This is a genomic window from Paraburkholderia sp. A1RI_3L, from assembly GCF_048957895.1.
Taxonomy (GTDB): Bacteria; Pseudomonadota; Gammaproteobacteria; order Burkholderiales; family Burkholderiaceae; genus Paraburkholderia; species Paraburkholderia kururiensis.
Genome location: NZ_JARCHA010000017.1, coordinates 1 through 13,053 on the forward strand (window position 1 = coordinate 1; position 13,053 = coordinate 13,053).

Sequence of the window (13,053 nt, forward strand, 5' to 3'; positions counted from 1 at the left end):
GGGACCAACACCACGCTCAAACCGGACATTTCTATCTAGCCAGAGTCCCGACATTTGAATCTGGCCTCGACATGATGCAGTTAAACATACGCGGCCCGGCCACAACGGCCAGGCCACACGATCTTTCTCACCACGCATCCCGAAGACACTCCAGAAACCGCAGATACGCAGTCGCCCCCGGATCAGGATGCCCGACGCTGCGCTCCTGAACCCAGGCAGCCCGGCCTTTGCGCGATTGCTGTCCGGCCGTTGCGTCGATTCGCTCGTGCGCCGTCGCGATCATCGCCGCGAGCAATTGCGGCGCTTCGCCTTCGCCAGCGTCAAGCACGTCGAGACTCGGCACGAGTGCGTCCAGTACGGTCTTGTCGCCTAGCTGGCTCTTGCCGCGTTCGGCAATCCGTCCTGCTACCGCGCGGCCGATAGCCAGCACGTCGGCCTTACCGACCTTATCGACCTTGTCGGCCTCCGTTTTGCCGGTCACGGTTTTCGCCGCCGCGAGCAGCCCGCCGCCCACCAGCGCGGCAAAGGTGGACGGATTGGCGGTGGAAAACGCCTTGCCCGCGGCCAGCAGCAGGTCGCTCACCGCCGCTTCTGCGGGCAGCGCGGCCCAGGCGGCGATCACCGCCTTCGATCCCGACTGGACCGTGATGCCCAGATCGCCGTCGCCAAGCGCAGCGTCGAGGCTGCGCAGCTCGTCGGCGTGTGCCTGCAACGCGGTCAGCGCGCGGCTCACCACGTCGCGCACCTGATTGGCGGAAACGCTCATGCCGTTCTCCTTACCGGGCCCGTTGCCACGCCGTCCCACGCGTGGAATAGCGGCGAGCGTGCTGGCGCCGCCAGCAGCGCCTCGAGTTCGTCGTCGAGCAGCATGACCGTGATCGACGCGCCCGCCATCTCGAGGCTCGTCACGTACTCGCCGACATACGCGCGCGCGATCCCAAGCCCCGCGTCCGTCGTGAGTTTCGCAACGCGCCGGTACAGCACGTACAGTTCTTCGAGCGGCGTTGCGCCCAGCCCGTTGACGAGCACGGCGATGCGGGCGCCCTGCGGCGCTTTCAGGTCGGCCAGGATCTCGCCCATCAGGCGGTCGGCGATCGCGTCCGCGCTCTCCAGCGCGCCGCGATGCGTGCCGGGCTCGCCGTGAATGCCGATGCCGATCTCCATCTCGCCTTCGGGCAGCGTGAAGGTCGGCTTGCCCGCCGCAGGCAGAATCGTGGGCGACAGGCCCACGCCCATCGTGCGGCAGTGGCTGTTCGCCTTCGCGGTAATGCGCGCGACCTCTTCCAGCGAATCGCCGCGCTCCGCGGCCGCGCCTGCGCACTTGAACGCGAACACCATGCCGGCCACGCCGCGGCGCTCGCTGCTGCGCCCGGCCGGCGCGGAGGCCACATCGTCGGTCAGCAGCACGGTTTTGATCTCGATGCCCTCGGGCTCGGCGAGATCGGCCGCAAGGTCGAAGTTGAACACGTCGCCGCCGTAGTTGCCGTACACGTACAGCACGCCGGCGCCGCCGTCGACGGCTTTCGTCGCTTCGAAGATCTGCTCGGCCGAGGGCGACGAAAACACGTTGCCCACCGCCACGCCGCTGCAGAGCCCCTCGCCGACATAGCCGAGAAAGCCCGGCATGTGGCCCGACCCGCCGCCCGTCACGATCCCTACCCGCCCCCGCTTCGGCGCGTCGGCGCGCACGAGCGCGCGGCGGTCGGCCGTGGCGGCCTTGATCCAGCCCGGATGGGCCATGAGCAACGAGTCGATCACTTCGTCGACGAACTGGTCCGGCTGGTTGATGATCTTCTTCACGCGTATCTCCTTGAGAGCGATACCTGCACGATCGATGAGCGCCGGCGCCTAGTGCTTGCGTCGCTGGCCGACCACGTCGAGCATGACGGCGGCGAAAATCACGCCGCCCTGAATGAACTGCGTCCAGAAGGGATTGACGCCGAGCAGCGACAACCCCACGTTGATCACGCCGATCAGCACGACGCCAATAAAGGTGCCGACAATCGAGCCGCGCCCGCCCGCGAGCGACGTGCCGCCGATCACCACGCCGGCAATCACCTGCAGCTCGAGACCGTTGGCCGCCGACGGCAACGCGGAATTCAGGCGCCCGGCCAGCACGATGCCCGCGATCGCGGCGGTCACGCCCGCCAGCACGTAGGTCAGGAACATCACGCGTTGCACCGGAATGCCGGCAAGCCGCGCGGCCTCGCGATTGCCGCCCACGGCGAACACCTGATGCCCGAACGTGGTCTTGCGCAACAGCACGTGCCCGACGAGAAACACGACGAGCATGACGATCATCGGCATGGGCAGGCCCGCAATCGACTTCGCGCCGAACACCGTGAACGCGTTCGGGAAGTCGAACTTGGTGCGCCCGTCGGAGATGGCCAGCGTGAGGCCGCGCGCCATGGCCATCATCGCGAGCGTGACGATGAACGGCACGAGCCGCAGCCACGCCACGGCGAAGCCGTTGATCATGCCGACACCCGCTCCCACCGCAACGGCCACCGCGAGGCCGGCGATACCGAGCCCGAGGTTGCCGGGCACCGCGCCCGCCATCAGGGTGGCCGCCACCATGCCCGAGAGCGCGACGAGCGAGCCGACCGATAAATCGATGCCCGACGTGATGATCACGAACGTGCCCCCTACTGCCGCGATGCCCACCACCGACACCTGCACCATGATGTTGGTGAGCGTGCTCGTGGTGAGGAACTCGGGCGAAGCGAACGAGAGCGCGATGCAGATGATCGCGAGCGCGGCACACAGCGGGCCGAGGCCGCTGCGAAGTTGCTGCCGAAGCTTCCTCATCAAGCGGCTCGACAGACGGTGTTCGTCGGTCTCGCTGGCTGCCGTGGAATTCATGCGCCTACTCCTGTCGTCGCCCATTGGATGACCTTCTCCGAATCGGCCTCGTCGCGCGCCAGTTCGGTCACGATCCTGCCGCGGTACATCACCAGCACGCGGTCCGACATGCCGAGCAGTTCGGGCAGTTCCGAACTCACCATCAGCACGGCCGCGCCCGCGCGCGCCATTGCCACCATGTGCGTGTAGATCTCGGTCTTCGCGCCGATATCGATGCCGCGCGTCGGCTCGTCCAGCATGATGACGGCGGGCCGCGTCGCGCTCGCGCGGCCGAGAATCACTTTCTGCTGGTTGCCGCCCGAGAGGTTGCCCGTGATCGCCGTCACCGAAGGCGCGCGCACCGCGAAGCGCGCACTCGCCTCCTGCGCGAGCCGGCGCTTGCGCGCGCTGCGCACGAAGCCGCTTGTCGCGAGCGACTTGAGGCTGGAGAGCGCCACGTTTTCCTCGATGCTCGCGTCGAGTACGAGACCTTCGAGCTTGCGGTCTTCCGCCGTGTAGACGAGCCCGGCGGCAACGCCGTCGGTAGGCGAACGCAGGGATACCCTGTTGCCGCGAACCGCAATCTCGCCGCGCGTCACCTTCTGCGCGCCGAAGATCGCCTTCAGCAGTTCGGTGCGTCCCGCGCCCGCAATGCCCGCAATGCCGACGATCTCGCCCGCGCGCACGCTGAAGCTCGCCTCGCGCACCACGGGCGGACTCGCGAGGTTGCGCACCTCGAGCGCGATGGGCCCGTATTCGCGCGGCTCCCACGGGTAGAACGAATCGAGCGTGCGGGCCACCATCGCCTGCACGAGGTCCTGCTCGGTCCACTGGGGCATGGGCCGCCAGTCCACCGTCTTGCCGTCACGCATCACCACCGCCGAATCCGCCAGTTCGAACACTTCCTCGAGGTGGTGCGAGATGAAGATGATGCCCATGCCCTCCCCGCGCAGCCGTCGCACCACGCCGTAGAGGTTCGCGATGTCGTCGTGCTGGAGCGCCGCCGTGGGCTCGTCCATGACGAGAATGCGTGCGTTGCGCGCGAGCGCCTTCGCCACCTCCACGAGTTGCCGCTTGTTGAGCGGCAGGTCGCCAAGGCGCATGGAAGGCGACACGCCGCCGAGCCCCACCTGTGCGAGCGCCCGCCGCGCGAGGTCGTCGGCCTCGCGGCGCAGCACGAAGCCGCGGCGCGCCGGCATGCGGCCGAGGAACAGGTTCTCCGCGACCGTCATGTCGTTGATCAGCGAAAGCTCCTGGTAGATCACCGCGACGCCCGCGTCGATGGCCGCGTGGGTGCCGCGCGAGAGCGGCGCGCCGTTGATCTCGATGGTGCCTTCGTCCGGCTCGTAGGCACCTGAAAGCGTCTTGATCAGCGACGACTTGCCGGCGCCGTTCTCGCCGACGATCGCCATCACCTCGCCTGCGTGCAGCGTGAGGCTCACGCCGCGCAGCGCCTTCACACCCGGAAAGCTCTTGACGATGCCTTCCATGTGCAGCAGCGGCACACCGCTTTCGCCCCGCGGCGGCGCGAAGGCGGCATGCTGGTGCTGCGAACTCGTTGCGTCGTGCATGGATGCTTGCGTCCTGCAGTGAGCGGTGCGCCGCCGCCCGCGCGGCGCACCTGTTGCGGCGACCTGCGCCGGCGTGCGGTTACTGGCTGACCTGCTCGGACCACAGCCCGTAGTTCTTCACCGCGTCGGAGTCGATGTTCGACTTGTCGATGAGGAGCGTGGGCCACGCGTAAGTTGCCGGCACCGGCTTCTTCGCGATGTAGTCGGCAATGAAGCTGAGCGACTTCGCCGCCATCTGGATCGGGTTCTGCGAAATGGTCGCATCCTGCTTGCCCGCGCGAATGGCCGACAGCGCCTGCGCCGTGCCGTCCGCGCCGATCACGAGGATGTGCTGGCGGTCGCCGAGCGGCTTGTAGCGGCCGGCGTTGTCGATGGCTTTTTCGGCGCCGACGGTGTTGTCGTCGTTGGCGCCGAACACGGCGTCGATCTGCGGGAATTTCTGCAGGATGTCGGTCATCGCGTTGAGCGACTTCTCCTGATCGAACGCGCCTTCCTGGCGGGCCACGACCTTGATGTCCGGATACTTCGCGATCTCGTCGCTAAAGCCCTTTTCGCGGTCGGTGGCCGCCGTCGTGCCAACGAGGCCGATCAGGTCCACCACGTTGCCCTTCGGCGAGCCGTAGCGCGCCTTCAACTGGTCGGCGATCCACTTCGCCCCGGTGCGGCCGAGCGCGACGTTGTCCGACGCGACGAACGAAGTGACCTTGCCGCCGTCCGAGCCGCGGTCGAGCGTGAACACCGGCACGCCCATCTGGTTGGCTTTCTGCACGGCCGGAATGATCGCCTTCGAGTCGATCGGGTTGAGCACGAGTGCGCTCACGCCCTGGCTTAGCAGGTTGATGGCGTCGTTCACCTGCTGCTGGGCGTCGCCATTGGCGTTGGTCTGAACGAGGTCGAAGCCCTGCTGCTGCGCGCCCTTCTCGACACCCAGCTTCAGGCCGACGAAGAACGCGTTGTTCAGCGTCGAGACCGAGAAGCCGATCTTGGTCTTGCCGCCACCGCCCGCACCGGACGCCGCCGCGACGGCCGGTGCGCTCGCGCCCGCATCGCTCGCCGTGCCCGCCGGGGACGGCGATTCGCTCTTCGAGCAGCCCGCCAGCGCGGCTGCCGCGCACAGCAACGCGGCGCCTGCCGACGTGCCGAACAGGGACCAACGGTCGAATCTTCCTGCGTTCCAGGCCATGTGTGTCTCCATCGTTGAAGTTGTATTCGCGTAGCCGGTGATCCGGCCACGCGTGTCTTGCCAACGCCGTGCCACGGCCTGCCGAACTCAGTGCGCGCCGTTGCCGGACGTGCCGCGCATGCCGTAGTTCCTGAACTTCTCCACCACTTCTGCCATCTCGTCGTCGCTCAGGAGCGGCGGCGTACCCAGCTGGCTCGCGAGCAGATACTGCTTCGCCAGCACTTCCACTTCGTTGGCGATCCACAGCGCGCGCGAGAGCGTCGCGCTCGCCGCGATCACGCCGTGATGCGCGAGCAGGCAGGCATAGCGGTCTTGCAACGCGGCCACCGCGTAATCCGACAGCGCCTGCGAGCCAAACGTTGCGTACGGCGCGCAGCGGATCGAATTGCCGCCGGCTACCGCCACCATGTAGTGATGCGCGGGGATGTCGCGACGGTGGATCGCCATCGCGGTCGCGGCCACCGAATGGGTGTGCACGACCGCGTTCAGTTCGGGCCGCGCACGCAGGATGTCGCGATGCATACGCCACTCGCTCGACGGCTTGCGCTCGTTCAGTACCGGCGCATCGGCGGCGACGTCGAGCGGCAGCCAGACGATGGCGTCCTCATGAAGCGCCGTGGCCGGTACGCCGCTCGGCGTGATCAGCAGGCCGTCTGCGCAGCGTGCGCTGACGTTGCCCGAGGTGCCCTGGTTGATGCCGAGCCGCTCCATTTCGCGCGCGGTGTGCACGATGGCCTCGCGTAGCGCGGCCTCGTCGGGACGAAGGGGGGGTGCGCCCGTCATGCTGCCCGCCCGAACCGCGCCGCAAGATTCGCCTCGTACGGCGAGCCGATGATGCCTGCCTCGGTGATGTAGCCGGTCACGAGATCGTGCGGCGTTACATCGAACGCGGGATTGAAGACCTTGATGCCTTCGGGCGCGATCATGCGGCCGCCGAGGTGCGTGACCTCGCTCGCGCCGCGCTCTTCGATCACGATGCCGCGGCCGTCCGGCGTCTCCAGATCGAGCGTGGACGACGGGCACGCCACGTAGAAATCCACGCCGAAGTAGCGCGCCACGATGGCGAGATTGAGCGTGCCGATCTTGTTCGCGAAGTCGCCGTTCGCGGCAACGCGATCGGTGCCCACGATCACGACGTCGATCTGGCCGCGCGCCATCAGCGAGGCCGCCATGCTGTCGGTGACGAGCGTCACGTCGACGCCCGCGCGCTGCAGCTCGTAGGCCGTGAGGCGCGCGCCCTGCAGAAGCGGCCGCGTCTCGTCGGCATACACGCGAAACGCGACGCCGTTGCGCCGCGCCTCGTAGATCGGCGCGGTCGCGGTGCCGATGCCCGTGGTGGCCAGCGCGCCGGCGTTGCAGTGCGTGAGCACCCCGCTGCCCTCGCGGATGAGCGGCGCGCCGTGCTGGCCGATGCCCGCGCACAGCCGCTGGTCTTCGCGATGGATCGCCTGCGCTTCGTCGACGAGCGCGCGATAGAGGCTGGCTGTGTCCGTGGCGCCTGCGCACTCGGCCGCGCGCAGCATCCGTTTGAGGCTCCAGCTCAGGTTGACCGCGGTGGGCCGCGCGCTGTCCAGATAGGCAGCCTGTTCCGCGAGCGCCGCGCGGAACGCGTCGAGCGGCAAGTGCCGCGACGCCTGCACGGCGACGCACAGCCCGTATGCCGCGGCCACGCCGATCGCCGGTGCGCCGCGCACGCGCAGTTCGTGAATCGCGCGCCACACTTCGTGGGCGCTCGTCAGCGTCTCGACCACCGCTTCCTGCGGCAGGCGAGTCTGATCCAGGATCCGTAGCTGATCGTCCGCCCAGGTCAGGGTAGCGGGCAGGTTCACGAGAGGCGACGGCGAAACCATGAAAACTCCAGAACAAAAAGGTCAATGCAGGCCCGGGCCGCCGCGTTCATGCGAGCGCCGGGCGGGTTGAGGCGATGTCGCGCGCGAGCGCGACGACGTCTTCGATGCTGCGCAATTGACGGCGCCGCAGCAGCAGTTGTTCGGCGCAGCGCAGCGCACGCACTTCGACGGTGGCGCGCAACGCGTTGTCGGCGATGCTCGTAATGTCCGCAACCTTTGCCATGCCCACGATGCGCCGGATCATCTTGCAGCCCGCGAAGCCGAGCGACTGCTCGAAGAGCCGCTCGATGAAGCGCGCGCGAAACGCTTCGGCACAGGCCCCGCCGCGATCGCCGCCGATGAAGTGGCTGCCGCGGCGGCTCTCGTGTTCGCGCCACAGCGTGGCGAACTCGCTTGCGAAACCATTCCAGATGGCGGCGGCCTGCGCGAGCAGCCAGTCGCCGTACGACGGCGCGTCGCGGGACGGCTCAGCGTGGCGGTCGTGCCATGCGCGCGAGAACCAGGCGAGCAGCAGGTTCGCGAGCACGGCGCCGATATCGAAACCCATCGGCCCATAGAAGGCGAATTCCGGATCGATCACGTAGGTCTCGTCTTCGTTGACCATGATCGAGCCGGTGTGCAGATCGCCGTGCAGCAGCGTCTCGGCGTCGTTCATGAACGACCATTTCATCTCGCCCACTTCCACGCGCAGCGCCGGCGACTGCCACAGCCGCTCGATCTCGGCGCGTGCAAACGCCGGGCTGTACACGTTCGACGGATGGTCCTCGAACGGCCAGGTGAAGACGAGGTCTTCGGTAATGCGGCACAGCTCCGTGTTGACTGCAGCGCTCACGGCCTGCTTTTTCACGTCGGACGCGAGGTACAGGTCGGAGCCGTAGAACAGCGTATGCGCGAGATACGTCGAAAGATGGCCGGCGAGGCGCGGATAGACGACGCCGTCCATCACCCCCTGCCGCAGGATGCGGTGCGACGACAGCCGCTGCATCACCACGAGGAACAGCTCGCTGTCCGCGTGATAGACGCGCGGCACGTGCGCCGGGCACAGCGCGCCGAAGCGTCGCAGCGCGGCGACTTCGCGCTCCATGCGGTGGCGTGTCAGCGGCCACGTCTTGCCGACGAGCCGCAGGAACGGCGGCGCCTGTTTGACGACCACGCTGCGCTCCGGCGCGCGCGCGTTGGTCGCGAAGTAGACGTAGTTCAGATTGCCGTCGCCGACTTCGGTGATGTCGAGTTCATCAGGCTCGTTCAAGAGCGAATACAACGATGGAACGCCACGCAGGTACGTCGACAGCTCCGCAGAGCTGAGTGCCTCAAATTCCATGTCTGTCTCCTCCGCATTCGAACCGGCCTTACCGTTTCTTGCGAACCAGATCGAACTTGAAGATGCTCGTGTTGTAGTAGTCGTTGCTGTAGCAGATCGGCTCGCCGCTTTCGTCGAAATCCACTTCGTCCAGCAGCAGGAACAGGCCGAAACCGTCGCCTAGTTCCGGCAGATCGCGGGGCGTCAGAATGGTCGGCTGGATCGACGTGTGCGTATGCGAGAGCCGCCGTCCGATCCGGCCGAACATGGCGAACAGCGACTCGCCGATGCGCCCGCCCGCCGCATCGAAGATCGCCTTCGGAACGGTGTCGATGCAGTAGGCTGCGATCGCGTCGTCCGCGCAACGCACGCGTTCGATACGCACGCACGGTGCGCCGATCTCGATGCGCAGCTTTGCCGCGAGGCTCTCGTTCGCCTCGATGTGATCGATCTGCAGCCGCCGCGTGGCCGGCACGGCGCCGACGCTGCGGATCATGTCCGTCACCGACATGAGGTCGTCCAGCCCGCCCTGCAGCTTCAGCGAAATCTGCCTGACGAAGGTGCCCCTGCCTTGCACGCGCGACAGCAGCCCGTGCGAAATCATTTGAGCCACGGCTTCGCGCAGGCTCGAACGGCCGACACCGAGCAATTCGCACAGCTCCATCTCCGTGGGAATCTGATCGCCGGGCTTGAGCGAACGCTCCCGGATCATGGCCATCAACGATTCCTGGATCTTGTCGCGCATGGAGTGCTCGACGCTCAGTCGCATGAGGTTGCTCGAATATCTTGATGAACCGACTATACATCAGACATCTGATGTTTTTTATCGTGTTAACCCTGGAATCAGCTTGGCGGCCGCTTGCGTTGTTTTGGCTTCGTCCCCGCGATTTGCCGCTATTTTGTGCGCGAAATTCGTATGCGGCGGCCACAGACAGATGGCGGCGTTCAGAAGGCGCAACATCAGACGCCGCCATGGTCATCTGATGAATATGGCCCTATTCAGCCGCGCCGCGTTCGCCCGTGCTGGCCGTCGTGACGCGTTCAAGGCGATCCGGGCGGCGGCCGATGCCGGGCCACGCAAGAGCGCCCCCTTCGCGCCAACCGTGCAGATGCCCGCCTGGCGCCGCGGGAACACGCAATGCGCGACACTATCGCTTCACCGAAGGGAGTCGCAACATGAAATACCCCACGAAACGCTGGCCGATAGGCGCGATGCTGGTGCTCTCGCTCGCAGGCTGCGCCGTGAGCGGCATGCAGGCAGGGCCGCAACGGCATTTGAGCGACGCGCAATGCCGCGACCTGACCGCGCTCAGGAACCACGCGCCGCTCACGCGCGAGCGCAACGCGAGCGAACTCGCGGCGCTGGAGGAAGCGGGTTATCGGCCGGCATGGGCGTGGGATCCTTACTATCCGGACGACCTCCAGGCGGCGCAGCGGCTGGTGGACCGGTGGTATCAGGCTGAATGCCGGCCCGCGCAGAGCGAGTGAAGGATGCCTTGCCGATGCTGACGCGCGTTCGCCTGGGGCTTTCTGTCTTGAGTGCCTAAAACAGAAATATCGAGATTCACCCCTTCATCAAATATCTTCCGCTTTACCGCACGGCAGCGTTTCACCACCTCATCAAATCTGTCTGTAGCGATCCAGAAAAGGGTGCCTCATAGTCGCAAGGAGGCGCTATCGGTCGCCCGTTTACCCGAAAAATCTCGGGATTTTCCCTCATTCGATCGGCCAAACCGCCCTCACTGGTATTGCCCTTGCTCTGAGATGCTGCGCCCGGTGCTCTGCGTGCCGCTCCGGGACAACGCATCCATCCCAACAAGGAGACATCACCATGGCGTTACTGGAACGCGCGGCCTGGTACGACATTGCCCGTGCCACCAACTGGACTCCGACCTACGTCGCGGAGTCCGAGCTCTTCCCCGAGATCATGTCCGGCGCCCAGGGCATTCCGATGGCCGACTGGGAAACCTACGACGAGCCGTACAAGACCTCGTATCCCGAATACGTGCGCGTGCAGCGCGAAAAAGACGCCGGCGCCTATTCAGTGAAAGCGGCCCTCGAACGCAGCCGCATGTTCGAAGACGCCGATCCCGGCTGGCTGTCCATTCTGAAGGCGCACTACGGCGCCATCGCCCTTGGCGAGTATGCGGCCATGAGCGCGGAGGCCCGCATGGCGCGTTTCGGCCGTGCCCCCGGCATGCGCAACATGGCGACGTTCGGCATGCTCGACGAAAACCGTCACGGCCAGTTGCAGCTGTTTTTCCCTCACGATTACTGCCCGAAAGACCGCCAGTTCGACTGGGCGCACAAGGCTTATCACACGAACGAATGGGGCGCCATTGCCGCGCGCAATACGTTCGACGACCTGTTCATGTCGCGCAGCGCCATCGAAATCGCGGTCATGCTGACCTTCGCGTTCGAAACGGGTTTCACGAACATGCAGTTCCTCGGACTCGCCGCGGACGCCGCGGAAGCCGGCGACTTCACGTTCGCGAGCCTGATCTCGAGCATCCAGACCGACGAGTCGCGCCATGCGCAGATTGGCGGCCCCGCGCTGCAGATCCTCATCGCGAACGGCCGCAAGGAGGAAGCGCAAAAGCTCGTGGACATCGCTATTGCGCGCGCGTGGCGTCTTTTCTGTCTGCTCACGGGCTCGTCCATGGACTACGCGACGCCGCTCGAACACCGCAAGCAGTCGTTCAAGGAATTCATGCGCGAGTGGATTGTCGGGCAGTTCGAACGCACGCTGATCGACCTGGGTCTCGACCTCCCCTGGTACTGGGACCAGATGATCAACGAGTTCGATTACCAGCATCACGCCTACCAGATGGGCATCTGGTTCTGGCGGCCCACGGTCTGGTGGAACCCCGCGGCCGGCATGACGCCCGACTGCCGCGACTGGCTCGAAGAAAAGTATCCGGGCTGGAACGATACGTTCGGCAAGGCATGGGACGTCATCATCGACAACCTGCTCGCCGGCAAGCCCGAACTCACGGTCCCTGAGACGCTGCCCATCGTCTGCAACATGAGCCAACTGCCCATCTGCGCGATTCCCGGCAAGGGCTGGAACGTGAAGGACTATCCGCTCGACTACAACGGCCGCACCTATCACTTCAATTCGGAGATCGACCGCTGGGTGTTCCAGCAAGACCCGCTGCGCTATCGCGATCACCTGACGCTTGTCGATCGCTTCCTCGCGGGCCACATCCAGCCGCCTAACCTCATGGGCGCGCTCCAGTACATGGGCCTCGCACCCGGCGAAAGCGGCGACGACGCACACCACTACGCGTGGATCGAAGCGTATCGCGACCAGCGCTATCAGAAAAAAGCCGCCTGAAGCGGCCAACTCATGGAGGACGACATGGCACTTTTCCCTGTGATTTCCAATTTTCAGTACGACTTCGTATTGCAGCTCGTGGCCGTGGATACCGGCAATACGATGGATGAGGTAGCCGCCGCGGCGGCACACCATTCCGTGGGCCGGCGCGTTGCGCCCCAGCCCGACAAGGTGGTGCGCGTGCGCCGCCAGGGCAGCGAAGCGTTCTTTCCCCGCGATGCGAAGCTCGAAGAGACCGACATTCGCCCCATGGAAACGCTCGAATTCATCTTTTGCGAAAACTGAGGCCGACATGACGTTCCAGAAAGTTTGCACGCTCGACGACCTCTGGGAAGGCGAGATGACCGAAGCGGAAGTGGACGGCCACGTGATCGTGCTCGTGCGCCCCGAAGGCGGCGAGCCGCGCGCGTTCCAGGGCATTTGCCCGCACCAGGACATCCCGCTCGTGGAAGGCAAGTTCGACGGCCGCGTGCTGATGTGCCGGGCCCACCAATGGACCTTCGACGCCAACACCGGCAAGGGCATCAACCCGGGCGACTGCCGGCTCGCCGAATACGCCGTGAAGATCGAAGGCGACGATGTTTTCGTGGCCGTCGAGGGCGTCGAGCCCCTCTTCGCTCATTCCTGACTCCGAAGGAACACCCATGACCACCGACAACACAGGCGAGGCCTACCGCAACAATCGCGTAGGCCCCGTGCTGCGCGCAAGCAGCATTACCACCGGCGTCATCGAGGCAGCGCACGAAGACAATCCCGACAAAACGATCTGCGTGGACGACAAGCTCGCCTACGTTCGCATTTATGCGGACGGCGAACTGATTCTGCGCCGCGCGACGCTCGAAGAGACGTTGGGCAGACCCTTCAGGATGTCCGAACTCGAAGTGAACCTCAGCTCGTTTTCCGGCCGCATCGAAACGACCGACGACTACGTGCGCTTCTATTACGAAAAAACGCTTTGACCGGAGACGAGC

14 protein-coding genes are annotated in these 13,053 nt (G+C 65.8%); 5 read left to right on the forward strand and 9 right to left on the reverse strand.

All coding sequences use genetic code 11. From position 1 onward, the window contains the following. Positions 1 to 127 precede the first annotated feature (127 nt). The 9 genes from PXJ20_RS29065 to PXJ20_RS29105 form a co-directional block, all read right to left on the reverse strand. A complete protein-coding gene (locus PXJ20_RS29065) occupies positions 128 to 766 on the reverse strand; it encodes a DAK2 domain-containing protein (RefSeq protein WP_421032351.1) in 639 nt (212 codons plus the stop codon). Continuing rightward, complete coding sequence (locus PXJ20_RS29070) at positions 763 to 1,800, reverse strand: dihydroxyacetone kinase subunit DhaK (protein ID WP_421032350.1); 1,038 nt, start codon at positions 1,798 to 1,800, stop codon at positions 763 to 765. The genes PXJ20_RS29065 and PXJ20_RS29070 overlap by 4 nt, the downstream gene beginning before the upstream one ends. Before the next feature lie 48 nt (positions 1,801 to 1,848). Continuing rightward, positions 1,849 to 2,862 carry an ABC transporter permease gene (locus tag PXJ20_RS29075; RefSeq protein ID WP_421032349.1) on the reverse strand — a complete coding sequence of 338 codons (1,014 nt, stop codon included), beginning with the start codon at positions 2,860 to 2,862 and terminating at the stop codon, positions 1,849 to 1,851. Further along, positions 2,859 to 4,412: a sugar ABC transporter ATP-binding protein gene (locus PXJ20_RS29080; RefSeq protein ID WP_421032348.1), complete on the reverse strand. Its 1,554-nt coding sequence runs from the start codon at positions 4,410 to 4,412 to the stop codon at positions 2,859 to 2,861. Before PXJ20_RS29080 ends, PXJ20_RS29075 begins: the two co-directional genes overlap by 4 nt. Positions 4,413 to 4,491: 79 nt before the next feature. Further along, complete coding sequence (locus tag PXJ20_RS29085; RefSeq protein ID WP_421032347.1) at positions 4,492 to 5,595, reverse strand: sugar ABC transporter substrate-binding protein; 1,104 nt, start codon at positions 5,593 to 5,595, stop codon at positions 4,492 to 4,494. An 87-nt stretch (positions 5,596 to 5,682) separates the two neighbouring features. Continuing rightward, positions 5,683 to 6,378 (reverse strand): class II aldolase/adducin family protein, encoded by a 696-nt coding sequence (locus tag PXJ20_RS29090; protein ID WP_421032346.1) that lies wholly within the window; start codon positions 6,376 to 6,378, stop codon positions 5,683 to 5,685. Then, positions 6,375 to 7,445, reverse strand: coding sequence for an S-methyl-5-thioribose-1-phosphate isomerase (gene mtnA, locus PXJ20_RS29095; protein WP_421032345.1), 1,071 nt, complete (start codon positions 7,443 to 7,445; stop codon positions 6,375 to 6,377). The genes PXJ20_RS29090 and mtnA overlap by 4 nt, the downstream gene beginning before the upstream one ends. A gap of 46 nt (positions 7,446 to 7,491) precedes the next feature. Then, a complete protein-coding gene (mtnK, locus tag PXJ20_RS29100; RefSeq protein ID WP_421032344.1) occupies positions 7,492 to 8,766 on the reverse strand; it encodes an S-methyl-5-thioribose kinase in 1,275 nt (424 codons plus the stop codon). A gap of 28 nt (positions 8,767 to 8,794) precedes the next feature. Continuing rightward, positions 8,795 to 9,514, reverse strand: coding sequence for a GntR family transcriptional regulator (locus tag PXJ20_RS29105; protein WP_017775877.1), 720 nt, complete (start codon positions 9,512 to 9,514; stop codon positions 8,795 to 8,797). 407 nt (positions 9,515 to 9,921) lie between these two features. On the opposite strand from PXJ20_RS29105, the gene PXJ20_RS29110 reads away from it, so the two are divergent. The 5 genes from PXJ20_RS29110 to PXJ20_RS29130 all read left to right on the forward strand — a co-directional run bounded on the left by PXJ20_RS29110 (position 9,922) and on the right by PXJ20_RS29130 (position 13,041). Further along, complete coding sequence (locus PXJ20_RS29110) at positions 9,922 to 10,233, forward strand: DUF4148 domain-containing protein (RefSeq protein WP_421032343.1); 312 nt, start codon at positions 9,922 to 9,924, stop codon at positions 10,231 to 10,233. 343 nt (positions 10,234 to 10,576) lie between these two features. Next, a complete protein-coding gene (locus PXJ20_RS29115) occupies positions 10,577 to 12,082 on the forward strand; it encodes a toluene monooxygenase (protein WP_042301718.1) in 1,506 nt (501 codons plus the stop codon). A 24-nt stretch (positions 12,083 to 12,106) separates the two neighbouring features. Further along, the gene (locus PXJ20_RS29120) at positions 12,107 to 12,367 is read left to right on the forward strand and encodes a toluene-4-monooxygenase system B family protein (protein ID WP_017775874.1); all 261 of its coding nucleotides are present in this window, start codon (positions 12,107 to 12,109) and stop codon (positions 12,365 to 12,367) included. A 7-nt stretch (positions 12,368 to 12,374) separates the two neighbouring features. After that, positions 12,375 to 12,710, forward strand: a complete 336-nt coding sequence (locus tag PXJ20_RS29125; protein WP_017775873.1) for a Rieske 2Fe-2S domain-containing protein — start codon at positions 12,375 to 12,377, stop codon at positions 12,708 to 12,710. A 16-nt stretch (positions 12,711 to 12,726) separates the two neighbouring features. Then, complete coding sequence (locus PXJ20_RS29130; RefSeq protein ID WP_017775872.1) at positions 12,727 to 13,041, forward strand: MmoB/DmpM family protein; 315 nt, start codon at positions 12,727 to 12,729, stop codon at positions 13,039 to 13,041. Positions 13,042 to 13,053 lie beyond the last annotated feature (12 nt).